The organism is Veillonella parvula (assembly GCF_002005185.1).
Classification (GTDB): domain Bacteria; phylum Bacillota; class Negativicutes; order Veillonellales; family Veillonellaceae; genus Veillonella; species Veillonella parvula_M.
The window spans coordinates 557,086-583,651 of the sequence record NZ_CP019721.1 but is presented as its reverse complement, the minus strand read 5'-3'; the positions used below and the strand labels follow the sequence as shown (position 1 = coordinate 583,651).

Below are 26,566 nucleotides of genomic sequence, written 5' to 3'. Positions count from 1 at the left end.
TATGAGGTTGTTTGTTAAGTTTGTGTTGTTAGGTATCGTTAGTGTTTGTAGTGTAGTGTTGAGTGGTTGTTCTTTCATTTGGACGACGGAGAATGGTGATCCTGCGACACCAGAGGATATCAAGTCTAGCGTGGAGAAGGAGTTCTCGGTTGTACATCCGAATCTTGTTCTTCAGTCATCTGTTGTGGAGAAGGAGAAGCCATTCCAGCGAAATGTGTATGTGTTTTATGATGAAAGCAATGGTATTTCCTTTACTACAAATTCTGTAGTCAAGTGGCCAACATTGCCGGCCCCTGGTGGCGAGCGAAAAAATGATGCGGATTTTGCGTATTCACAAGCGTATTTAGTTCATTTGAATGGTTCGTTAGTGGAACGTGCTAAGCAGTATGGCATGCGGATGGCGACGCACGAGGAAGCCTTGGAGTTAGCTAAGTCTAAAGCGACACGTGTAGCAGGTACTAATAAGATATCTCTATTCACATATGATGAGATTATCTTTGTAGACGAATCTGTAAAGGGTGGAGATATTCTAACCTTTATGAAATCTATATATAGCCTGTATAAACCGCAAGACAACCCAGCCTTATTGCACCCTCGTTCTGATAGAAGCGTAGGATTTTATTATCTACCAAAAGGAGAAGCGGACAAAACAAAAGCTAAGTATTTGATCGCCTTTCGATTTATGGCAAAAAATGATTGGAAAGAAACCATGCTAACAGGTATTGGTAGTACTGGTAACGACACTTCGGCTGTAGAACGAGACTTTGTTAGCATTTTAAATCATATGATACAACATGCAGTGCATTAAATAAGAGATAGAGGTTACTATAAGTGTGAAATAAAGTGAGATATAAATATAGAGGGGAGCTAGATGCGTCAGCAATTATTTCCAAAATGGAACAAGTTCAAATAGAAGGCACTTATATCATAAAAGGGCGTGCAATTCAATCTGATTTGCACGCCCTTTATATATGTTAAGATTTTTATATGAATTTTTACTTTTCTTCGATGGTTGGTATGTTTGTTTGAGTTGCTTTCATGATGAAAGCAACAATCATTAGGATAGCCTCAAAGGTCATAACGACGATGTATAGTGCAATCATATATAAGTTTATATAACCTGGATTGATAAATTAGCATAGTTTTGATAAATTAAGGATATGAAATGCTTTATGACTAAAAGATGAAGAGAAAGGTCTGAGTAGTAATATAGTGAGGATATTATTATGGTAACGATTGCAATTGGATCAGCAGGAAGTTTTGCGAGAGTTAGAGAGTCTATGGTTCCAAATGATAACCTAATAGAATGCGATATTAGTTTATTAATTAGCTTAGTATATGACTCCAATAGTTTTTCTAGTTTTAATAATCATGAAAGTATAGATGGTAGTGATTCTGATTGGTTAGATGATACAGATATAGAGCGTGAGCGGATTAGAGAATACTTGTATTGTTGTTGTCAAGATCTTGGTATAAAGTATCCGGAGGGTTTATTTAATTTAAGAGGTAGTATTTTCTGGCCCAAAATACAAGACCACTTATTTAAAAGCATCGAAGAGTTTTTAGTTTTTGGTACGTATGCGAGACGGCCATTAGTTTCTACTGCTAGAACTGGTAACTATCGATTTTATGAATTATTAAATTATTCGTTTAGTGATAAAAAATGTAAGCTCGAAGAGACTGGTAGATATATCCATCATAGATATATAAGTATGATGCAAGATTTTGTAAAAAGGCTATATTCTACAACTAAAAACTTTAAGGGTATAAAATATATAGAGCTACCAAATAAATATAAGGGGATAGATAGTTCTAGAAAGAAGTTAGATGAGCAAGATTTTTTGGAGATGGGCTATAGGTTAATTAAAAATCCAATAGGATATAGAGGGAGTTGTAGTAGAGGTTTCTTAGGAGAAGATAAAGAGTTTATAGAAGCTAGTTTAGAAAATATTTTAGATAGTGAAGATAAAGGGATATATTCAGTAAGAAGTCAATCTCCTTTTATAGGGTGTCCCTATCAATCAGTTGGTGTTTCTGAATTTGTATTTTTAGCAGACCTAATTGGAGCGTATATTTTCTCTAAATTATCTGATAATTCAAACACAGAAATACTTGAAGTATTAAAAAATATTAGTTTGTATAAATCTTTATATTGTGCTCTTGATGTGCCAGAAATTTTAGCAAAGAATGTATCTTTAATTAACTGGTATCAAGGTGGATTTGAGACTTTACAGACATCTATTTCGGAATTTTATAATAAGGATTATTTTAATTGCTATTCCCCATTAATGAAAGATAATCGAGCTATTTATGGGTATCAAAGCGAGTCATTTGAGGTTTGGAGAACTGTACTAACAGAATTTTTTATATCTCATTGTACCCCTCCAGGACTAATATTATCGTTAACAAATACCATAATAAAAATAAAAGAACAAGGATTTAAATATGATTTTGTTTATATGGTTGATTTCTTAGATAAATGTATTTTTGAATTGCTGAAACGAGATTATTTTTTGCGTAGTCATTTTGATATAAAGACTTTAAATCAATTACTTGATAGTATAGTGGATTTTTATGGATATATTAAAGACGCTTTATCAGAACCGTCATATTATTCTAATGAAACTATTTATGATATAGTAGAGTCACATTTTCAGTTTTTTAAGTTTATTAAGAAAAATAGTCTTTGTGATTTTGATGATATAAATCTATGTAAAGACTTTCTACTTAATCGAGATATAAATAGTTTAAAAATTTTATCTGCAGAATATAAACATTCTCAATTAAAGGCGATTAAGTATTCAAAATTTGAGAATGAGGAAGCTATAGCAAAAGAGTTACAAGGTTTCTTTTCGTTTATGTTGGCTATAGGTAAAGCATTTGAAGGTGAAAAAAATCTTAATACTGATTTTAATCGATTGATGAAAACACAGATTCCAAAAGAAGAAATATTTTTTTATTGGTTGATGTATTGTATAGATCAAAATGATCATAATACATTTGCTAAGTATATTGGAGTATATTTAGGGGAATCTGATACAAGCCTTTTAAAGCCTTATTTTATATTTGATTTAATTGATAAAATTAACAGGAAGAAGATTAGTAATAGAATTAATCATAAGCAACTACTAGTAATAGTTAAAGGTGTGTATTTATTGTATTATGAGTATCTCACTATAGATAATTGGTATGTATTAAGGACGTTTATAAAAAATATTCCATTAAATGTTGATAATAATGACGATATTCTTAGATTAATATACAAGTATATGAGTTTTATTGCTTTAAAGTTTAATGATAAAAAATCAGTTATGTTATATAAGAAATTAATCTTGAAAAATGAAAGGGGAACTATCGAATATAAAAAGACAAAAAAATATTCTTATAATTGTTTATATCAATATCTACAAATCTTAGAAGCTATTGGGAAAACAGATAATATTAATGATTTGTATAAAAGACTTTGTGAACAGTTGTTAGAAGAAAATAAATCTTTAATGATCAAAAGAAGCTCGAAATTATTTCTATCATCTATTTATAGGTATATAGATAATTAAAGTAGATTAGTGTTTTTGGAGTAATGATAAGTTATTGTTTATTACTCTAAATTATCATTTGAGATAAAATTATAATTTTAGATAGATTGTATGCTATAGACATAGATTTGTAATTTTTAGATTTTAGTCATAGCATAATACTTTATTAATATAGTCCCTTCTTTTACAAAATATAGCGTTAAACCTTTAAAAATGCTATAATTATATGATGAATTAGTATCAGTGTTAGTAAAATGAGGTGAGATTGTGGCAGACCAACAATGGTCCCACGGGAATATTCATCCCGTTCAGATTGATAAAGAAATGAAGAATGCGTACATCGATTATGCAATGTCCGTAATCGTTATGCGTGCGCTTCCAGATGTGCGCGATGGCTTGAAACCAGTACATCGCCGTATTTTGTACGCGATGCACGAAACAGGCATGACGCCAAATAAACCGTACAAGAAATCCGCTCGTATCGTCGGTGATGTACTCGGTAAGTATCATCCACATGGTGATAGTTCCGTTTATGATGCGACAGTTCGCTTGGCGCAAGATTTCAATACTCGTTACCTCTTGGTAGACGGTCACGGTAATTTCGGTTCCATCGACGGCGATAGTGCCGCTGCGATGCGTTATACTGAAGTGCGTATGGCGAAGATTACAACAGAAATGCTTGCCGATATCGACAAGGAAACTGTTGATTTCATGCCGAACTATGATGAAAGCTTGCAAGAACCAACTGTATTGCCGGCGAAGATTCCAAATCTTCTCATCAATGGTTCCAGCGGTATCGCCGTAGGGATGGCGACAAATATTCCACCACATAATCTCAATGAGGTATGTAATGGCCTAGCGATGCTCATCGACAATCCGGATGTGACGGTAGATGAATTGATGACCGCTATTAAAGGTCCAGACTTCCCGACTGGTGCACTCATTTTGGGCCGAGAAGGCATCAAAAAAGCGTACTCCACAGGTCGTGGTAGCGTTAAAATGCGTGCTCGTGCAACCATCGAAGAGATGTCCAAGGGCAAGCATAAAATCGTAGTGACTGAGATTCCGTACCAAGTGAATAAGGCTCGTGTGATTGAAACCATTGCGAACTTGAGCCGTGATAAGGTCATCGATGGCATTACAGCACTTCGTGACGAATCTGACCGCCAAGGTATGCGCATCGTCATCGAATTACGGGCTGACGTGCAACCAGACATCGTACTTAACAAATTATATAAACACACTCAACTTCAAGAAACATTCGGCGTGATTATGCTAGCCCTTGTGGACGGTCATCCTCGCGTATTGAATTTGAAAGAAGTATTGGGTTACTACTTAGATCATCGTCTAGATGTTATCGTACGCCGCACTCAATTCGAGCTTAATAAAGCCGAAGCTCGTGCTCACATCTTGGAAGGCTTGTTGATTGCCCTTGACCACATCGATGAAGTAATCGCAACAATCCGCAGTTCCCAAACTGACGAAATTGCACGCAATGCATTAATGCAAAAATTCGGGCTTTCAGAAAAACAAGCAGTAGCCATCCTCGACATGCGTTTACGCCGTTTAACAGGTTTGGAACGCGAGAAAATCGAAGAGGAATACAAGGAATTGTTGGCATTGATCGAAGATTTAAAAGCTATCTTGGCTAGCGAAGCGCGTCAACGTCAAATCATCAAAGACGAACTCGATGATATGAAGAAGAAATACGGCGACCCTCGTCGTTCTGAAATCACCATCGATACGTCTGACCTTGATGTAGAAGACCTCATTGCTGACGAAGAAATGGTTATTACCTTGACTAAACAAGGTTACATCAAACGCATGAACGCGAACGTATATCGCAACCAACATAAAGGCGGCGCTGGCGTTATTGGCATGAAGACGAAGGAAGACGATTATGTAACGCAAATTATGCATGTGCGGACCCATAATACATTGTTATTCTTCACATCTGCAGGCCGTGCATATCGCCTCAAGGCGTACGAAGTGCCGGAAGCAGGCTCTCGCAACTCTCGCGGTACTGCTATGGTTAACGTATTGCCGCTCGCGGTAGGCGAATCCGTTACGACTATGATTGACCTTGAACGGGTCCATGAAGATGTAAATTTATTCATGGTCACTGAGTTCGGCGTTGTAAAACGTACGGCTATTGAAGAATACCGCAATATCCGTCGTTCTGGCCTCAATGCAATTAACCTCGACGAAGGCGATCGTTTGATTTCCGTTAACGTAACGACTGGCAACCAAGATATCTTGATTGGCACTAAGTTGGGTATCGCTATTCGCTTCAGCGAGCACGATGTGCGCCTCATGAAACGGGCGGCTCACGGCGTGCGCGGCATTAAATTGAATGCAGGCGACGTAGTTGTAGGCGCTGGTGTTCTTAATACTGATGAAAGTGAAGCACAAGTGTTTACTATCTCTGAAGAAGGTTTTGGTAAACGCAATGATGCGGAAGCTTACACATTGCAAAAACGCGGTGGTAAAGGCTCTAAGAACTTCAAGATTACAAATAAAACCGGTGATGTAGTAGCCGTAGAGGTTGTTCATAACGATGACGAAGTCATGCTTATTTCTGAGCAAGGCAAAATCATCCGCTTCAATATGAATGACATTGCTGTGAAGAAGGGCAAAGCTATTTCTGGTGTGAAAACACAAAATCTCGACGAAGGTGATAAGGTAGCTAGTATTGCTGTTATTCCAGGCGCTGAAATCGAAGAAGAAGTAGAATAATATAAAACACTATATAACTATTAAGTAACCATGGGCGACCATCTTAGATGGTCGCCTCTAGTGTTGAGGAGTTTAAAAATGAAAAAATGGTTAGCTGCTATGTTTGCAGCAGGGGTTTTCTTTGTAGGTGGCTTTGGTCAAGCTAGTGCTGCTGACTGGTACTATATCGATGCTGATGCTGACGATGCGGCATGGTTTATTGACAACTCTTCTGTATATAAAACAGATGATGCGGCTACAGTACTTGTTAAAATTAACAATGTAGAAGGCTTTACATATATCTACACAGTACGGATCGATCGCAAAGAAAAAACATGGACAGAACTTGATACAACAGTATATAGCAATGCTGGTATAGCATTGTTATCCAGTAAACAAGCACAAAAACCTACGAAAATTGAACCAGATACCATGGGGGCGGAAGTTATGCAGGCCCTATGGGGGAAATAATCCAACAATTTAATAGAAGCTGATATTCGCTCTGTCTATTTAGATACTCAGAACGTATAAGTAGCCCCGAACTATCCTGAAAGCCTCCATAGTGACCTAAGTCGTTTTCAGAATAGTTCGGGGCTTTCTATATTATTAGTACTCTTACAGAGCGAATATTCATATTCAATCGTGTCAGATTCATTTTTTTCATACAGAGAGAATATTCCAAGGTGAGTGTGTTTTTGTTTTAGGTAGGTGTGTTATTGAATAGATATGACAAAGAGGCTGTAATTAAAACTTAGTTTTAATTACAGCCTCTGGATTAGATTGTATTAACTATTATGATGGGAAAATTTAAATACTTCTTTTAAACTTATAATAACCAGAATTAGTGTAATTCCCCATCCAATTCGAGTTGCTAATAATAAATCATTTGACCAGATATTTAAGCAAGTTGCACCAATAGCTGAACCGATTGAAATCGCAACATTTTGCAGCATTCGTTGCAAAGCTCCTGTACTTCCTTGGATTTCCATAGGACTGGCTTGCATAATACTGGCAATATTAGCAGGTTGAAAGTATCCTCCACCAATACCGTAGATGAATAATCCTAATGTTAAGAGTTGATAAGGCCAGTTAGGATTGATCAGTAAGAGAAAAATCAAGGATATGATAATAATACTTAGACCAATATGGCTAAATAGCTTATTTTTATTGCCGTTATTGATTTTACTGGATATTCTTGAAAAAAGCACCAGCCCTGTAGGAGCTCCTAGAACAAGAAATCCAGTTTGCCCCACTTCTAGATGATATGATTGTTCAAAAATGAAGGGGGGAAGTAAAAAGATCATTGCAGAGGCAAAGCCAAAAGTAACTGTTTGAAAAAGGTAAGAGATTACTTGAGGATTATTTTTTAATCCTTTGATATCGATAAGTGCGTGTTTGTTCTTAAGTTCCATATAGTAAAATATAATTCCGAGCAACAAGCTAGATAGTATCAGGATTATACCAACTACAAATAGATGTGATTTGTTTAATAAAGATAATCCTAATAAGAGAGAAACTAACATGAGAGTGTTTATAGTAATTCCAAGCATATCTAATTGTCGGTTGTTGTTTTTTTCGGAGAGTTTATTGAGAAGGAAATTATTACATGCAATTCCGAGAATTACAAAAGGAATATTTATCAAAAAAATAAGTTGCCAGAAACTTAACGAAAGTATGATCCCGCCTAAAGAGGGCCCTAGAATAGGGCCTAAACCAATCATAATTCCGAGGATACCAATAGAGCTATTTTTACGTTTTTCAGAAACTAAAGTTGTAATTAGTGCGGCAGAAGTAGCTTGTAAAGCAGCCGCTCCTATGCCTTGAAAAATTCGTCCAATAATTAATAAACTGATATTGTTAATTAAGCCACAAAATAAAGAACTTAGACCAAAAAGCACGAATCCTAAATACGAAATTTTTAATTTTCCAAATTTATCGCTTAATACGCCTAAAGGTAGGATAGAGATAGCTAAAGCTAAAGTATAACCGGTTATTGTGAAGGCTGCAATATCAGTTGAAGTTTGAAATTGTTCTTTTAAAAAGGGTAATGCTATATTGATAATTCCTGTATCGAGAGTGGATAATAACATTCCCATACCTGCAACAATTGTTATGAGTAGATCTTGCAATTGTTTATTCATAAAGATTTCTCCTTTTCTTTAAAACTATTAAGTATAATATAATAAGTCTAAAGTCTATAATCAAACGATTCAAAAAATATCGAATCGTTTAGGAGGATGTTTATGTCTATTACAATTCGGTTTAGCGATTATGCTTTGGAAACAAATGAAACGTTAATACAAAGAATACAATTTGTGTATTCCCCTTTAAATGAACTTTTTAGAAGTTTACATGTGCTTTTAAATCCGCGCCATCATGGAACTAATATTGATTGGGTGATTGAGATACAAGATAAACTTACTGAAGAATTTTATGAGAATCTTCATTATTTCCAACTTTTTTATGAACTGGGGGTCTCTCCTATTTTACTTTGTAATTTTCGTTATCATATGACAACGATTGAAGAGGAAATACAAAATTTAAAGAAATTTCTGGTTAATTATCCGACTATTCAATTAATTGAGTATTTGGAGAGAATAATAGATGATAGAGAAAATGCCTTTATTCCAACATTAGCAAAAGGACTAGAGTGGAAAGATTTTTCTTTAAATGAAAATGATCAATTGCTTAAAGATTTGAAGCGAAATGCTACAAGTGTTTATAGGAGATTTTTTTCTTTTATTGATTGGTATAGAAAATCAATTTTTGATGATACTTGGAAAGAAAAATCAATTGAGCAAAAGCTTTTAATTGAAATACAAAAGCAATCTTCATTTTTGAGGGAAAAAGGTTTTATAGAGATGTTTAATCATTTACAAATTGATCGAATCCATTGGGAAAAAGGAGCTTTAGCTATTATTAAACCTTTTAATCAAGAGGTTTATTTAAAGGACAGTGACTCTATTATGTTGTTACCAAGTTATTTTATTTGGCCGCATCTGTTTGTTGAATCTTTTAATCAAGGAATTGCTATTACTTATGATATTGCGGAGCAACCAAGTTATTATAACTCCACACCGGAGGGATTAGTTACTATTTTTAAAGCCTTGAGCGATTCAGTGCGGTTGCAAATTATGAATTATGTTTTGGAAAAACCAAGTACGACACAGTCTTTAGCGCAAATTTTATTAATGACTGAATCAAGCGTATCGAGACACTTACAAATTTTAAAAGACGCAAAGTTATTGAAAGCAAGAAAAGTGAAGAAGTTTGTTCTATATGAACCGACAGAGTTAGTTACTCAACTTATGCCGAATTTCTATCGCTTCTTTCGAAATTAAGAGAAGATGAATTACCATGTTGTGGGTTGATAGAGATAGTTTTCATATAACATTTAGTTTTTCCTTATATACTATTTTGTATATTTTTATATTTTCTTTGAGAGGTATTAATATGAAAAAAACATTGGCAGCTGTTTTGGCAGCAGGCGCATTATTAATCGGCGGTATTGGTAGTGTTGATGCGGCTAATTGGTATACAGTAGGCACAGATAGTAATGGTGTTACTTGGTCTATCGACAACGATTCTGTTAAAAAAGATGATAAAAAAGCGGTAATGGACATTAAAGCTATGGACTACGAAGGTTACCACTACATCGTGACTGAAGAGTTTAATCATAAAAAACGGGAAGTTAAGGATCTTAAGGTGACTCTTTATAACCCACAAGGTTATGTTGTAAAAGAGGAACAAGTTAATAAAAATAGCCGTAAAGTTGAGCCAGGTACGCCTGCGTACGCTGTATTCCAACTTATTTGGGGCGGTAAATAATTGAATCCTACAGACGAGTACACTGTTGATCAGTTTAGGCTTGTTTAGATTGAATGATTTTGTAAAAGCTTCACTGGCGCACGTTCTTTTAAAGAGCGTGCGTTTTTTAGATGAATTATTCATCTTTCTATGGTAAAATGTGATTTATATTACACTTTTTGGAGGTTTTGTGCAAAAGTGTAACAATTCTACATAGTATAAACTTTCACCATAGCGTATACTATAGGTAAGATGCAGAAGTATGGCTTGGGCGCAGTGCTCCGTAGTTTAGCATATTTCGCCCCAATAGGTTTGGTAGTTATAGTTTGTTAGAGGAGGTCCTCATGTCTCAATACGAATTTATCGATAAACGCGTGCCGATTGCACTGGACAATCCATCCATTTATCACGACATTTCCAAGTGTAAAAACTGTACGTTATGCCGTCGCGCTTGTGCGGATGTAATGAGCGTACTTGATTACTACGACCTTGATGCAAACGGCGATGTGCCTGTATGTATTCATTGTGGTCAATGTGCGGCAGCATGCCCATTCGACTCCATGCATGCTAAATCCGAGCTTGAAAAGGTAAAAGCAGCCCTTGCTGATCCTGAAAAAATCGTCGTAATCCAAACAGCGCCAGCAGTTCGTGTATCTATCGGTGAAGGCTTTGGCTATGAACCAGGTACATTCTTGGAAGGCAAAATGGTTGGTGCCTTGCGTAAACTTGGTGCAGACTATGTAGTAGATACTAACTTTGGTGCGGACTTAACTATCATGGAGGAAGCATCCGAGCTTGTGGAACGCCTTAAAAATGGCGGTCAAATTCCTCAGTTTACAAGCTGTTGCCCAGCGTGGGTGCGCTTTGCGGAAATTTATTTCCCTGAATTGATTCCTAACTTGTCTTCTACACGTTCTTGTATCGCTATGGAAGCGGCCATGATTAAAACGTACTTTGCAGAGAAAAAAGGCATCGATCCTCGTAATATCGTATCCGTATCTGTAAACCCTTGTACGGCTAAAAAAGCAGAAACGAAACGGGAAGAAGAAAATGCAGCGGCTCGTTACCACAATGACGAATCCCTTGGCATGGACACAGATATTTCCATCACAACTCGTGAATTCATCCGTTGGATTCAAGAGGAACATATTGACTTCAACACAGTAGAAGAATCTCAATTCGACGACTTAATCGGCATGGAAACTGGCGCATCCATCATCTTCGGTAACACAGGTGGTGTTATGGAAGCGGCGTTGCGTACGGCTTACAAGCTCATCACTGATAAAGAGCCACCTCCATACGCGTTGACTCACCTTGAAGACGTTCGCGGTATGGAAGGCGTAAAAGAGGCAACTGTTCAATTGGGTGATGACGTAACATTGTCCGTTGCCGTTGTTCACGGTGGTAAAAATACACGTGACTTCTTGAATGCATTGAAAGATAGCGGTAAACACTACGACTTCATCGAAGTTATGGCGTGTCCAGGCGGCTGTATCGGTGGCGGCGGTCAACCGCGCACTAAATTGCCGCAAGCTGTGAAAACTAAAGAAGCTCGTATCGGCGGTCTTTACGAAGCTGACGAAAACTACAAATGGGTTGCGTCCTATGAAAATGAAGAAATTCAAACATTGTACAAAGATTTCTTAGGCGAACCATTGGGCCATAAGGCACACGAACTTTTACACACACACTACACAGACCGCAGCGCGGTTCTTGGTACTCGTAAAGACGTAACACCTGAAACATGCCCAACATCCCCTAAATTTAAAGGTTAATGATAGCCGATTACTCAAACAGCAGGCTGTTATAAAGTAATCAAATGTTTATACACTCATAGTAGAGTTAGCCATTTAGGGTATAACAACATAAAATAGAAAATCCTACGGGTCATGAGTGACTTGATACTCACGTAGCCTTTTGTTACAGTGCGGTCACTTTTTAAACGATTCGTAGGATTTTTTTATATAATTATTCAAAATTCACATATTTTTACTGTATAACTTTATTATAATAATTCAGTATAAAAAAAATTATTTTATTATGAGGAAAAGATGAATCATTTAGTGTATAATATAAAAATATACTGTACGGATCAAGAGGGGACTTATGGGTGTTGCATTGGGAGAGCAACATAGAAAGCCCATAATATTCATAATATTGCGTAAGCATTAAGGAGCTTTTAGGAGAGATGAACCAGTTTTTTCGGCGGGTCCTGAGTGGCCTCGCCTTACTAGTTGCTGTCGTTGGTACAACTGGATGCCAACATGAGAGTCAGGCAGAACAAGAAACGGTACGAACCGTATCGTACCGTGCCGTCCTGGAGTCCAACAAACCCGTGTCTGAAAAGGTGGACACTTGGATTGCGGCCATGTCTCAAGAGGATAAGGTGGGGCAGCTGATGATGATCAGCCTTCATGGTAGCACGATAGGACAATCCCAAAAGGATGTGATCCGAAAATACCGTGTCAGTGGCGTTATGCTAACGAATGAAAATCTTATTAATAAGAACCAAGTGAAAACTTTCACCAGCGATATTATGCAAACGGCGATAACCTCTAGCATGGTGACACCCTATATTGCGGTGTATCGTGATCGCATATTGCATGGGAATGAAAGTTTCTTGCGGTTGCCGAAGCCCAATCGGTGGGGGCAATTGCCTATGGATCGTATCATTAACTTGGCCACGCGATCTGCCATTGAAATGCGGGATATGGGCTTTAACTTGGTCATTGGGCCTAATGCTAACCTTGGCGTACCGAATATGTCCTATACATCTGACCCCACGTGGGCAGGTCACATAAACCTTGCCATGGTGGAGCGTTACCAAATTAATCATATGTGGTCCGCTTATAACTACTTTCCGGCAGTGACCTTAGGGGATGCATCCTTTGGATCAGCTAATGAGGCGAAAGCGTATCTCAGCAATAATGATGTAGCCGTTTTTAAACGTCTCATTGCGCAGACGACGGCGAATAGCTATATGCTTGTGATGAGCCACATTCAGATTCCCGCTATCGATAACGAACACTTGGCGAGTTCCTCTAAGCCGATTATAGACGGTTGGCTTCGCAAGGAGCTCGGTTATAAGGGTATCGTTATGACGGACCGTATCGATGTGGGTGCGTTGCAATCCAATCAAAAGATAGGCGATTACGCTGTGGCTTCCATTTTGGCGGGCAGTGACCTCATTCTTGTTGATGCGGATACGATTCATATCGATGAAGTCCATCGTGCGCTGACGCAAGCGGTGGCGGATGGAACGATTACGACCGAGCGCCTTAACGAATCGGTTAAGCGCATTTTATTGATGAAAATGCAAACGCAAATGGATCCATAAGATATTTAAGAATATCAGATTTTGTAATTAGGAATTTATGAATTAGATATTTACCATTAAGAAACTTAGTATAAGAAAATTCAGTAACAATTTAATATGCTTAATATGCAAATGACGTGCTATACCTTTTAGGTAGCACGTCATTTTTAAAATATATGGATTAAACTATATAGATTAAACTATATAGATTAAATTATATAGATTAAAATCTATAGTTTAATATGTATAATTTATCTTATAATGTATAACTTATATAACCACGCCTTATAGGATATGTTGATATCAAAGGTATATGAAAATAAAGTAATCATAAGGCCTTTTATGATGATAAGGCAACACGTATCGCATGAAAGCTCTGATTTGATGCGTAAAAAAATTAACATAATAAAAAGCTATGTTAACTATATGAAAAAAAGTTTAATAATGATTTAAAATTATGATATAATAATTTCCGTAAATAGTTGGAGGTGAGTATATGAATTTTGTGGGACGTGCTGAAATTATAGAGCGTATCCAGTCCCGAATTGCAATGGGCCAAATGAGTTTATGTGTTGTATATGGTCCTCATCGCAGTGGTAAATCCTATGTGGCTTCGCAACTTGTACGCCGTCATAAGGCGATATATTTGGCGGGGCGTATGGCTAATGAATCCGTCCATGTGGCTGATATAAATAGAGCTCTTGAGGCACGTTTTGTTCCTGCTAATGCTCAAGATACATTCGAGCCTGTAGAGAGTTTGCAGCAGGCTTTTGTGAGACTTTTTGAAAGCAGTGTGAAAACACCTCAGACTGTGGTGATTGACGATTATCCATCCTTGGTGGAAGCAGTTCCTCAGTTTCCCATTCACTTGCGCGATTTATTAGATACCTATAAAGATACGAGTCGTTTGAACATCATATTGATGGCTAATGGTCTGGAACAGCTCGATGGCCGCATCATTGGCGATCGCAGCCTTATCGGTCCTTTCGTGTCCGAATATCTCGAGGTGAAACCTTTTTCCTTGGTTGATATGAAATCTTTGGGGCTTCACTATGCAAAGGATGATTTGCGCACCGTCTTTGCCGTAACCGGTGGGTTGCCTGCCTATGTACAATACTTTGATAATGGTGAAAGCATCGATACGAATATTATTAACTTATTCTTCTCAGTAACGGGAGCTCTCTTTGAAGAAACACAATATATCTTGCATCGAGATATGAAAAATATAACCGGAGCCAATGCTATTTTAACGGGCCTTGCTAGCTTGGAAAGACCGTATTACGTGGAGCTTTTACAAGAAAGCCAAATTAAAAGTGGTACCTTTACATCCCGTTTGAACGATCTCATGTCGATGGGACTCGTGGGTCGCATTCAAGCAAGTAACCGTGGGAACGCAAAGTACGCGGATTACCATTTTACGAACAGTATGTTCCATTTCTGGTACCGCTATGTATATAAATACTGGGGCGATATCGTGCGCGGTTATGGCGCTGATGTATATTATAATCATGTAAAACCGCAGCTAAAGGACTTTGTCCAAGCCGCGTGTATTGCGATTTAATCAGACAATTTCAGATTGAATACTACTACCTAAAGATTGAATACTATTACCCAATGATAGTATATTTCCTCTTATAATGACACCACATTGCGTATGTGGTGTCATTTTTAGTAATAATATATTTTCAGCAATTACCCTTTGAATCGCATACGTATGGTGTACTGTGGATGGAAACTAAGTCTCAAATATAACAGAATATAGGGAAATTCCGAGGAATTGCCAATTTGTCAAAACACTCTTTCCGCGGTATTGTGTACATAAGCGCTATGCCATGGCAGGAAAGGGGATTTATGTTATACACAAACGAAGAACCTTTAGTACAAAAAATATGTATTAAAACTGCAAACTTACAACATGACAACTATCAGTCAGAAACGTTAGAAACACAGGCATTACCATCTCATTCTTTACTATCGAAAGCTGATGAGTCTACCCGAAGTATTCCAGAGGAATTGAAATTACAGACCCTTGTCTGTGGTCATCAGGTCTTATCGTCCTTGTCGGACAAGAGTCTCGTGTCCATCTGTCAAAAGCCAAACATGAGGATTCAGACGGTAGGGTATCAGCCGTGGTCCGTTGACGAGCTTCGTCATGATGCGGCACAAATCGAGCTCTGTCGCAGGTATCGACCGCTCATCTTGCACTATACGAATCGCATGGGAAACCGTGAGTTCCGCGAGGACGTAGAGAGCTATCTTTGGGCCATCCTCATAGAATCGATTTATAGCTTTGACTTGAACGGGACCGTACCGTTCCCAGGCTTTGTGAAAGCTGGCATCATGTACGGTTACATGCGGTACTGGAAGCGTGAACGATTGCGTTATCACCGTGAAATTCACATCCCAGATCGCACTACCGATGATGGAGAAGTCGCCTTTGGCATGGATATCTTCGCATCTGGCGAGAATGTGGCGGATATGGTGATGAGTGCCGACGAAGAGCATAGGCTGCGAGCGCGCCTCGTATGGGCCTTGGGCAGACTATCTCCTGATCAACGAGACCTACTGCGCCGTGTCTACGGTGAGTGCCAAAGCTTGGTATCGGTTAGTGAAGAACTGAACTGCAGCCGCCAAGCCATCCAACGGCGTCACGAACGAGCTATTCGGAAGCTGCGTAGGTATTTGAGTACGGACTTTAAGGACGTGCGTGTACATTAGTTATTATAATTTAATTTCTTATTTATATCCTATATATTGCATATTTCTTTTAATCTCGATTAACGAATATACATAAAATATGCAATTCTCAATTTAAATGAGAAAATAATGACACATCAAGGTATATATAACTGTTACAAGATCATAAAGTCATTAAATATACATAAATTTCTATAGTTTTGTATATATATTTACAAATTATACAGACTGATATACAATAAGGTCAGTAGCAGATTAAAGCATGCTAATCTGCTTTCACAGAACACGTGTTCATTGTATTGTTGAAAGGAATGTTCCTGATCAGATTGGAGAGGATTCCATGGCAATAGATGATAAACCAACAGATTTGATGGCTGCTCGGCTATCTAAGGGAGAAGATTTGGATTTGATCTACACGAATCCAAAGAATCACATTGTTTGTTTTATTCCTACCTATCAACCTAGTGGTGGGGACAGTACGAAGTGCTATTTTGTGGATGGACGCGAAGAAATGGTCCATTTGCCGATGCGAACGATTACGCGAGAGCTGGCGATGCAGGAAGGGCTGAGGCCCAATTACATCATGACCAGTGATGGTCGGCGTAGCAGCTATACCGCGCCTAAGACCTATGGTCCGCATCTAACCTTTGCTCATATTAAATGTCGCCGCCCTATCGGCAAGGACGTGGTGTACGGCCTCTTTAACGTGGCTATACCCTATGAATATATCGTTACGGAAGGTCCAGAACCCGATACGAGCTATATTCATGTGGCGGACTTTGCACCCATCTTGGTGTACCAATCCCCGCGTCATGTCAAACACAAATTGAACGAAGCGATGCTAGAACACTGCAACTACGTGCGAAAAATGCTAGCCCGCATCAAACTCAGCCAAAACCCTCAAGTCGTGGCCGAACTATTTATCGCCTGGAGAGACCTAACGAGATAACTCGTTGGACGGTGAAAGTACAAATAGGAGGGTGGAGAGAAATCTGGGAAAGGAGGATAGGCGTATAAGAAAATAAACGAAACTGCGGGAGCAGATGAATTATTGAAAATAAGTTACATATGGCACCTCAATAGAGCTACCTTATATAAGGTGGCTCTATTTTCATATGTTTTTCATTAATGTTAGTGATGTGCTATAATAGACCTAGATTTAATCTCTGAAAAACTAAATCTGCGCCGTTGTGATAGTGGCGCGGTTAAACGGCATTATTTTAGTTTACTAAAGTGCTTTTTAGAGAAGATTTACAATCTCCGCCGTTTTTGGCATTTTAGAACCAGTAAATATCTGTTGTTTCAAAGACAGGGTTAAATTAAATGATCCCCATTAGGGGACGGAAACTTTCTTCCTTTAATAAAACTAATGATTTATACGCACGTTTTATCGTTAAATTAAATGATCCCCATTAGGGGACGGAAACTTACATCTATTTCTGATTTGATATTATGGAATACAATATTTGAAGTTAAATTAAATGATCCCCATTAGGGGACGGAAACATGGTAGATAATGAATATCAAGAAGCTATTGTTAGAAGTACGTTAAATTAAATGATCCCCATTAGGGGACGGAAACTAGTTTCTAGAATCTATTCAGATAAAGAAATCTATGTAAACGTGTTAAATTAAATGATCCCCATTAGGGGACGGAAACTTGTAGAAATAATCTTGAATTGTTCTATATGTATATTCCATATAGTTAAATTAAATGATCCCCATTAGGGGACGGAAACAATAGAAAGGTAGTTAATATGAATAAACAAATTGAAGAAACAGTTAAATTAAATGATCCCCATTAGGGGACGGAAACTTTTTATGGCGAACTTGACACCAATAAAAGAAATTTGATGTATGTTAAATTAAATGATCCCCATTAGGGGACGGAAACGAATTAACTCTGGTCTCCGCATCAGCGATTTAGTCGGTCTAACGTTAAATTAAATGATCCCCATTAGGGGACGGAAACATTAACGGAGTAGCGTCTCCGATCTTTAAATCACCTGGACTTGTGTTAAATTAAATGATCCCCTAATGGGGACGGAAACACTGTGTTCATCGTTGTAAATGAACGCATCATATTGATGAATTGTTAAATTAAATAATCCCCTGATGGGGACGGAAATACGTTACCATTCAACATGACATTAAACATCTTGAATCGTGCTAGTTAAATTAAATAATCCTCATTGGGGGACGGAAACCAATTAACATATAGCCCATTATTCCTCGTCCTCCTTAAGTTAAATTAAATAATCCCCTGATGGGGACGGAAACCAAAGACAACTCCTGTTGTCATCATTGAAATTACAGCTAATGGTTAAATTAAATAATCCCCATTGGGGGACGGAAACGAATACCATTTTTTTGTATTCTTTACCCTCTACTTTTTCGTTAAATTAAATAATCCCCTGATGGGGACGGAAACCATAAAACCCAGCAATAATCATTAGCGTTCATACTACGTGATTATTAAATTAAATAAACCTCTGATGAGGACGGAACCCCTTTTTCTTGGCCGCTAGTTTTGCCGTCATTGAACACATATTGAGAGTTAAATTAAATGATCCCCTTTAGGGGGCGGAAACATATGGAAATCATCATTAATGATATGCAGCAATTCATGTCTAATGTTAAATTAAATAATCCTTTTACGGGACCGGTTCTTATGTCAAAAACTCATATAGGTACAAAAATATAGCCAGTATATTCTTTTTAGTGGATATACTGGCTTTTTGTATAAATTAGATAGTTTTCTATTGGTTTTAATCAGAAATGAATATATAATGAAATCGATAGACTGTGAGTGTTATATATTCAGATATGCGTAACATAGAAAGGAGGGATTTTATTGTCTGATAATGTAGAGATTATGTCTATAGAGTTGGTTATAGTTGCAGATCTATCTATCAAAATTGTACAGTCTATAGGTAGTGTTTTACATGGTGTACTAATGGAGCTTGTGGGAACAGAGTATGCAGGCCAATTACATGAGACTGGTTTACGTCCTTATAGCCAATATATTTACTTTGATAAACATAAAAAACAATATATATGGCGTCTTTCAGCTGTAACAGCTGATGCAGTTAATCGTATAGTAAGACCTACGTTAGAAATGCCTGAGAAAATCTTTTTAAAGCAAAAGCGAGGTTATTTATATATTAAAGACAGAACCATTTTGGAAGAGACATCTTATGAGGCTTTGATACATAAGTTCTGGAGTAGTGATGCATTCTACTCTCAGACCAAGTTACAGTGCATGAGTACCACAAGTTTTAAAGTAGATCAGCAATATACAATCTTCCCCGAAGCATTTCGTATATACCGCTATTTATTGCGTCAATGGAATCACTTTAGTACTTTTGGAACGATGGATGCTGATTCCCTTATAGATACTTTTGAGAAGGGAGTATTTATACGAGACTATAATCTACGTATGGGAATTTATAGTCTTGAAGGCATAAAGATAAGAGGATTCCGAGGTCAAATTGTTATGCAATTTAAAAGAAATATAGAATTGCAAAAAATTTTGGCACTATTGAGTTATTATAGTCAATTTACTGGACTTGGTATTAAAACGGCACTTGGTATGGGTGGTGTGAAGTGTGAAATTATAGAATAGTTTCCACTAGAAATATATGAATGTTAAAAAGCTAATATTCATATATTATTGGCTTTATCTGAATTTATAGATAGAGTTTTTCGTACAGTTTTACTTGTTTATCTAGGTATAGTAGATAGTATCTTAATTGTCTAAATATGGTATTAAATGAGAAGAATTGACATGGATATTATGGTATGGTCTTAGACTAAGGGTAATAAGGGTAGATGATTGATTATATTTTTCTTTAAACTCAAATGAAAAGAAAATGAACTTAATTGTTGACGTAAAATCTATAAACCCTTATAATAACTGTGATCTTAGAAAAATCATTTACCACTAGTATTTACCTATGCTCATCGACATTTTAGAGCCAATGGGAGTACAATTTGACCGTTTACGGTGTGAGGTTTGCCAAAACCTATTTTTAAGCCCCATGAATACTGGCTTTCTAAGACACGCTGTTGCAACAGTGCTTACCGTTTACGGTATTGAAACCAACTCGGTCTTAACAGCAGTAGCGATACTGTTGGAATTTGTTGCAACAGTGCTTACCGTTTACGGTATTGAAACCATCTATATTCGACCATTTTTTCAACTCTCTTTTCCGTTGCAACAGTGCTTACCGTTTACGGTATTGAAACTGACCACTAAATGCATACTCATCAGTAAGTGCTATATTAGAAAGTTGCAACAGTGCTTACCGTTTACGGTATTGAAACTATAATTTTATTTCAATTCCTTGTCTTATTGAGCTGAAGTTGCAACAGTGCTTACCGTTTACGGTATTGAAACTGACATTTGATCAGATAGATAAAATTATTCAAGAAGGTTGCAACAGTGCTTACCGTTTACGGTATTGAAACATTTCGACCGCCCCATCGGGACGGCCTTCCCAATCAGGTTGCAACAGTGCTTACCGTTTACGGTATTGAAACTGTCCAATCAAGCTTGGAGCTATGATTAGAATGTCTACAAGTTGCAACAGTGCTTACCGTTTACGGTATTGAAACTTATCGGAGTTGAGCCAGCTCCACGCATCAATTAGTTTTTTGTTGCAATAGTACTTACCGTTTACGGTATTGAAACTCCATTAGATCGTTATGGATATACCCTTCTGTTGGGCGTTGCAACAGTACTTACCGTTTACGGTATTGAAACTGGCATACGTTAGCACTAGATGCACTTGTTTTATCGTTGCAACAGTACCTATCGTTTATGGTATTGAAATCTAGCATATGCAATTACACACATATTTTATTTACCCTCGTTGCAATAGTACTTACTATTTACGGTATTGAAACTGCATTTCGTTCAAGGGAACTTCTTGCTTCATTAAGTGCGGTTGCAATAGTATTTATCGTTACGATATGTGTATACTACAGATGGTGAGGTAGAAGTGGCACAGCACAACGATGAAATCTACCATATTGCAGTTATCTATACAGATTGAAGGTAAATAAAGGTGATAAGGGGTTGCACTATATTTTTATATCTAATAGAAAACGAGTGAATTTTTTGATTCACTCGTTTTTTTAGTCTTAGTTTTTTTGAATTTGGTTATATTAGATTTCATCCTATACTAAAGATGTAGCCGATAAGCGGTAATAATTTTAATATGCTTAGGGTATCTTAGTTTTGTATTAAATCATTGGTAGCTTGTTGGGGATTGTAGAAAATATGTATAGTGTTAGGTATAGGAGGTAGTATATGAACGTTAATTGGAATGGATTATCCCAATAATAGTATATTTAGTTGTAATGATAGGAGGGATGTTATGTCACCTTTAGCAGTGGATTCTGCAGTAGCAGTGTTAGTAGCGGTGCTTGATGCACTTGAAGAGTAATTTTATTTATGTATGTTGATCGGTTAAAGTGTGTAAGGTGGTGATATTTTGAGTAAGTATAGAATTGGATTAGAAAAGTAATTATTTTGTTAAATTGTATAGACAGTTAATCATATGTCAGGCTTCATACTATCTCGAACAGAGCGTAGTAAGTGACCTCGGTTTTTTGGATTCGTTAAGTTTTAGTACATAGTATTATTGTATAATTGGTGTAGATTTTGATTTGGATACAAGAAAGTTAAAGGACCTAGTGCATAGAGATATGTGACTAGGTCCTTTAGTTTATTAAAAGGATACCTCTATTGTATATAAAGGTATCCTTTTAATCGTATAATTTTATAAATATTAGATACTAGGTGCATGAATGAGTGCTGTTTTATAAATTGTTTCCAGTTGCTTTTTTAACGGACTATCATCTGTAATTCGGACTGCACATCCTAGTTTTAATAAATGTCGTAAGATATCTATTTCCTGGAAGGGAAGATAGCTAACTTCAATGGTAAACTCTTCATCGTTGATATCTTTAGCTTGAATTGTATAGTTGCTAAAATAGTTAAAGCAACGATCAACTGCATTGTTTGCATCGTACAAGGTAAATGTTACGGTTCGCTTTGATTCATCTCTATAGTTAGCATATATAGTTTCTATATCTTCTAGTCGTGGTGCAGCCGTTTTTATGATATTAGATTCATTGCGTAGTGGATAGTCTAAAAAGGTATCCGTTGCATGGTCATAGGCAATAAGTGTATAGCCATTGCTTCCTACAGAGTATTCTATCCGACAAGGAGATAGCTCCTTATCTTGAATCATGATACGTTCGTTATTTTGGATAGCTTGTAAGCACTGGGTGATTACTTGCATTGTTAACGGAGTATCGTCTGTCATGGTTGGAACACGTGTCCATGATCCTCTTGGAAAGGTAGTGTCTACAGTTTCTAATTCAGTAGATAATATTTGACATAGCTCTGGTGAAAGCAGCCAGTTAGCTCGAGTATCAGAAATGAGGTCCTTTAAGAACATTCTTTCAGCATCAGAGATAATAACAAGAGGTAAATCTGGAAGGATGGACTCAACCTCTTCACCATTTTCATTTGGCTCTACTAATGCATCGGCTAGAAATTGCTCATAATCATCATTCCGCAATACTTTTTTGTATGGGGCTGGCGTGAGCAGCCTACGATGATTAATTAATCCTTCTATATCTTGTTTTGTATGGACAACACCATTAATTAAGTCTAATTGCAATTGGTATTGTGTCGTAAAGGTAATAGCGTTGATATCGTTTAAAACGGATGATACATAGGTACCATCTAAGTCTTTGTCTTTTTTTGTTTTGTTATTATCAGATTCTTTTCTTTGAAGTGGATGAAGGAATCGATTAATTTTCTTTCGCTTTTTATATCCTTCTGGTTCTACAAAATCTATATTTAAAGAGGCGTATAAATTATTGTAGAATTTATCCTTAATACTGGATTTGTTTGTGTATGTAATATATACATAAGGTAAATAGCTACGTAATTGCGGTAATAATTGTAATGCATCTTGTACTTCTAGTTGTAATTCTATATATTCATCTGTGCTTGAGAGCACTGTTAGTGACTCTTTGAAATGACGAATAAATTTATCGTAGACCAAATCATAATCTTTTAAGGTCAAGAAGTGAATGATACAAGTATCAAATGTTTTATCTTTTGTTTGTATTTGGGGTACAGTATTAGTACTGTTATATTTTGTAACCTCAAGAGACTTGATGCGATCGATACGATTCCATTGGATACGTCCATTATTAATACTACATAGCATATTTTTATTTTCCCCATAATAGGTTTGTAACGCTAATGGACTAACGATTTCCCTAGGTTTCCCAGATTCATAAAAGGATAGACGCACCTTTTTTTGTCGATGTAAGGCATCGGCTAAAGGGTAGAAAATATCTCCATCAATTACATTATTTGGGTTATTATCCTTGAAAGAAAAATATGTATTATTAAAGTCATAGTACATACACTTTTGTTGGTCTTTTAAAGAAAAGTCATTAATTAAATACATAATTTTCTTGAGTAAGATATGACCTGCTGCTGAAGTAATAGAAACATTAGTATAAAAGAATACTGCCATTGCTAGCTCTTGCAACTGCTGTTTTGATAGTTCCTCTATAATAGTTGGTTTTATTGAATATGTATAGCCTTTTGTGAGCTCTGTTTTGGTGATAGCACCTAAAATTTCTAATGTCTTTACTTGGCGTTGAATATATTGTTGGTCAATAATGCAAGGTGGCTCTTGTTTTTTATTTCGTTGTTCATATAGGTTTTCTACTAAATCAATATAGTGATCCAAGTATGGTTCTTGGTTTAAATTAGTATATAAATCTGTAATAGTTACATCATCGTTTGCTCCAATATATGATAAGATGCAGAGCTGTACATAAATTTGTTCTGGAACGGCAGCATATAATTCATATAAATTGTTAAGATAATTATAGCCATCTACAAAATCATCTTTTGCCAAATGATGAATGGATGTTTTCCCAATTCTTTGCGTGTAAATGTGACGTATGATATCAAAATAATCAAGGCGACGAATCACATCGTCGTGCTGACTTTCTTTGATACCACGAACTGTTGCTTTACCTCTATTATGGTTCCCGAAGGTTAAGCTGCGGATAAATTGGCGCATACTAGCTAAATCATTTAGATAATTAGTTGTTGTTGCCATTATTGACTCCCTTTTAAATATGTACATTCCCGACTGTACAAAACGATTCTTAATTATGAATATAACATGATACAATATAAAATGTAAGGATAAAATTCGAGGTTAGGTTCTGATAATGCACGGATGACTAAGTGTGGTTAATCAATTAATGTAGGTTTGGTGAAAGCTATGGCAATTCATAATATATTTTTATCTTTTTTGAGTAAGGTGTCTAATACGAGTATAAAGACGATTGTAAATACAGATATAGAAGATGCTATTCGTAGTAGCATTGCCACGAATGAGTCGTCTTTGAAATATATTTTATACCATACATGGAAGGATGAAAAAACAAGAGATATATCCTTTGATAAGATATATTTATTATGTACTGATGGTGTAATGGCACATCAAAGTAATAGTCCATCATCTTATGATATCTTTGTTAATCAAATGTGTAAGTTTTATAACGTGATGGGCCACAATGAGCAGGCCTTTTTTGATGCTCTTGATCATGTCCCATGTGGTACAGACTTAGATGATATTAGTCGTATTAAGTCTAGCATCATTGAGATGTCAAAGAAGATTCTTGATTTTAAAGATACTTTCACCAATGATAAAGATGAGGTCCGCCTCTATATGGATATCACTGGTGGCCCACGCAATGCAGCTATGATTCTCCTTGTTATTAGTAGACTGCTCGCCTATCATGGTATCATTGTTGATGATGTATATTACTCTGGTTATAAGGAGATTGAGAACGGCCCAGGAGAAATTACAGTTCATAAAGTGCTAGATATTTATGAGCTTTTTGATATTATTGCAGGATTTGAAGAGTTTAAACTATTTGGTAGTGCCAAAAAATTAAATACTTACTTTAAGTCTCCTGAAAATATTGGAACAGGTAATATTGAATCGACTGCTACCGCTACAAAAAAATTGCTAAAAGCTATGGACAGCTTTTCAGAAGCTATTAATATTTCAAGCCGTGGTGCATTTGAAAAATCTATAGCTCGTCTTGATGATAGCTTATCCTTAGTACATAGTATGGCAAATAATACAGATAACAATAAGACCTTTGACCAAGAATTAATTGAATTATTGCATAAACCTATTGAGCAGTCGTATACTACCCTTTTACAACATCATCGTAATCATGCCTCTGATGAACTAGCCTATATTGACTGGTGTTTAGATCATGATTATTTGCAACAAGCACTTACTTTATTTTGTGAATATGTACCGGAATACGCAGTAGATAAAGGTATTATAAAGTGTGATTCACTCGTGTTTAATGCATATTATGAAGATACGCAACAGAATAAAGAAAAGAGATTGCTCCAAGCTGCTATAAAAGCATGGAATAGAGCGGGAAATAATATTCATTTTAGTACATTTTATAATGTAGTCATGCCCGATCATGATAAGAAAACTTCTGAAAAAGATGCACGGTCTATGCCTATGCGCTTATTTAATTCTATTAATAACGCTCGTATGCAATACTTGGCAGCTATGATAAATGCAAAAAAAGATGAAGTAGCTCCTAATATCGATAAAGTAATTACTTATTATATTAAATTCGTAAGAAACGAAAAAAAGAAAATACAAATTGTTGAAAGAGACCTCCAAAAGCAGAAAGAACGTATTCATCTGATGGTGGATGAAGAAACTACTAAACTTAGAGAAAAATGTGAGGTTCTTTTAAATCAATATGGGTTTACACTTTATTTACAAGACGATAGATATGCTGAAAATTATACATTATTAGAATATATCTTGTTTTTGCAAGATATTCTTGAAAGTGTAGAGAATATAGAAGCCTTTAATAATATCTTAGAGTCATTACGTAAAAATATAATATCTGAAGTCTTAAGTAAAGAGGAATTTAAAGAGTATATTATTTGTGATGCAGATAATTCTTCATTTAGGTTGAAAAAAACAAGTATGTTAGCGCGTAATGTGGTATGTAATGCTATATTAAATCATTTAATTGAAGAAAAGAAATATAAGGCTTATAAAAGTTTGATTATGCATCAGTTACCAGATACTAAAGATAGTGCAGTTACTGCGGCTGAGCTTTTGTTATCACAGAAAAAGTCTAATCATAGAGGAGTTCCTTTATTTGAGGTCTCTGGCGTGTACATTCCACATGTTCTATTAGATGATATAGCTAAGACTATGAAGTTTATTGAACAATACTTTGAGATAAAAAAAGCACGTAATGATAGTAATCATGCGAATAAAGAAGTATTATGTAAATATACTACTTCACAAGAATTGCTAGATGAGATGCGTAAATGTGTGGCAATGGCAAGAGAATTGAGTAGAAAATAGGATATTTAATATAAGAG

General features: G+C 36.3%; 15 protein-coding genes and 1 CRISPR repeat array. Of the genes, 13 read left to right on the top strand and 2 right to left on the bottom strand.

What is annotated here, in order from left to right; translation table 11 throughout:
- Position 1: 1 nt before the first annotated feature.
- The 4 genes from B1A77_RS02745 to B1A77_RS02730 all read left to right on the top strand — a co-directional run bounded on the left by B1A77_RS02745 (position 2) and on the right by B1A77_RS02730 (position 6,722).
- Positions 2–808, top strand: a complete 807-nt coding sequence (locus B1A77_RS02745; RefSeq protein WP_077707860.1) for a hypothetical protein — start codon at positions 2–4, stop codon at positions 806–808.
- Between the two features lie 418 nt (positions 809–1,226).
- Positions 1,227–3,557 carry a hypothetical protein gene (locus B1A77_RS02740; RefSeq protein ID WP_077707859.1) on the top strand — a complete coding sequence of 777 codons (2,331 nt, stop codon included), beginning with the start codon at positions 1,227–1,229 and terminating at the stop codon, positions 3,555–3,557.
- Positions 3,558–3,803: 246 nt separating this feature from the next.
- Positions 3,804–6,272 (top strand): DNA gyrase subunit A, encoded by a 2,469-nt coding sequence (gene gyrA / locus B1A77_RS02735; protein WP_004698046.1) that lies wholly within the window; start codon positions 3,804–3,806, stop codon positions 6,270–6,272.
- A 78-nt stretch (positions 6,273–6,350) separates the two neighbouring features.
- A complete protein-coding gene (locus B1A77_RS02730; RefSeq protein ID WP_004698032.1) occupies positions 6,351–6,722 on the top strand; it encodes a hypothetical protein in 372 nt (123 codons plus the stop codon).
- A gap of 314 nt (positions 6,723–7,036) precedes the next feature.
- Here the strand turns inward: B1A77_RS02730 and B1A77_RS02725 are convergent, their stop codons facing one another.
- Positions 7,037–8,392: an MFS transporter gene (locus B1A77_RS02725; RefSeq protein WP_077707858.1), complete on the bottom strand. Its 1,356-nt coding sequence runs from the start codon at positions 8,390–8,392 to the stop codon at positions 7,037–7,039.
- 102 nt (positions 8,393–8,494) lie between these two features.
- Here B1A77_RS02725 and B1A77_RS02720 point away from each other — a divergent pair, with 102 nt between their 5' ends.
- The 8 genes from B1A77_RS02720 (at position 8,495) to cas6 (ending at position 19,696) form a co-directional block, all read left to right on the top strand.
- Positions 8,495–9,592, top strand: coding sequence for an ArsR/SmtB family transcription factor (locus B1A77_RS02720; protein ID WP_077707857.1), 1,098 nt, complete (start codon positions 8,495–8,497; stop codon positions 9,590–9,592).
- A 112-nt stretch (positions 9,593–9,704) separates the two neighbouring features.
- Positions 9,705–10,079 (top strand): surface-adhesin E family protein, encoded by a 375-nt coding sequence (locus B1A77_RS02715; protein WP_004694437.1) that lies wholly within the window; start codon positions 9,705–9,707, stop codon positions 10,077–10,079.
- Between the two features lie 323 nt (positions 10,080–10,402).
- Positions 10,403–11,833, top strand: coding sequence for a [FeFe] hydrogenase, group A (locus B1A77_RS02710; protein WP_077707856.1), 1,431 nt, complete (start codon positions 10,403–10,405; stop codon positions 11,831–11,833).
- Between the two features lie 413 nt (positions 11,834–12,246).
- Complete coding sequence (locus B1A77_RS02705; protein ID WP_077707855.1) at positions 12,247–13,395, top strand: glycoside hydrolase family 3 N-terminal domain-containing protein; 1,149 nt, start codon at positions 12,247–12,249, stop codon at positions 13,393–13,395.
- A gap of 475 nt (positions 13,396–13,870) precedes the next feature.
- Complete coding sequence (locus tag B1A77_RS02700) at positions 13,871–14,935, top strand: AAA family ATPase (protein WP_004694443.1); 1,065 nt, start codon at positions 13,871–13,873, stop codon at positions 14,933–14,935.
- Positions 14,936–15,225: 290 nt separating this feature from the next.
- Entirely contained in the window at positions 15,226–16,092 is an 867-nt protein-coding gene (locus tag B1A77_RS02695; protein WP_077707854.1) for a sigma-70 family RNA polymerase sigma factor, read from the top strand.
- Positions 16,093–16,411: 319 nt separating this feature from the next.
- A complete protein-coding gene (locus B1A77_RS02690; RefSeq protein ID WP_077707853.1) occupies positions 16,412–17,020 on the top strand; it encodes a hypothetical protein in 609 nt (202 codons plus the stop codon).
- A 1,905-nt stretch (positions 17,021–18,925) separates the two neighbouring features.
- Complete coding sequence (cas6, locus tag B1A77_RS02685; RefSeq protein WP_077707852.1) at positions 18,926–19,696, top strand: CRISPR system precrRNA processing endoribonuclease RAMP protein Cas6; 771 nt, start codon at positions 18,926–18,928, stop codon at positions 19,694–19,696.
- Between the two features lie 442 nt (positions 19,697–20,138).
- Positions 20,139–20,979: a CRISPR direct-repeat array (repeat unit 35 nt; unit sequence GTTGCAACAGTGCTTACCGTTTACGGTATTGAAAC).
- Between the two features lie 887 nt (positions 20,980–21,866).
- Here cas6 and B1A77_RS02680 read toward each other — a convergent pair.
- Positions 21,867–24,236 carry a WYL domain-containing transcriptional regulator gene (locus tag B1A77_RS02680; protein ID WP_237301811.1) on the bottom strand — a complete coding sequence of 790 codons (2,370 nt, stop codon included), beginning with the start codon at positions 24,234–24,236 and terminating at the stop codon, positions 21,867–21,869.
- 168 nt (positions 24,237–24,404) lie between these two features.
- On the opposite strand from B1A77_RS02680, the gene B1A77_RS02675 reads away from it, so the two are divergent.
- Complete coding sequence (locus B1A77_RS02675; protein ID WP_077708641.1) at positions 24,405–26,549, top strand: TM1812 family CRISPR-associated protein; 2,145 nt, start codon at positions 24,405–24,407, stop codon at positions 26,547–26,549.
- The last annotated feature ends 17 nt before the right edge of the window (positions 26,550–26,566 follow it).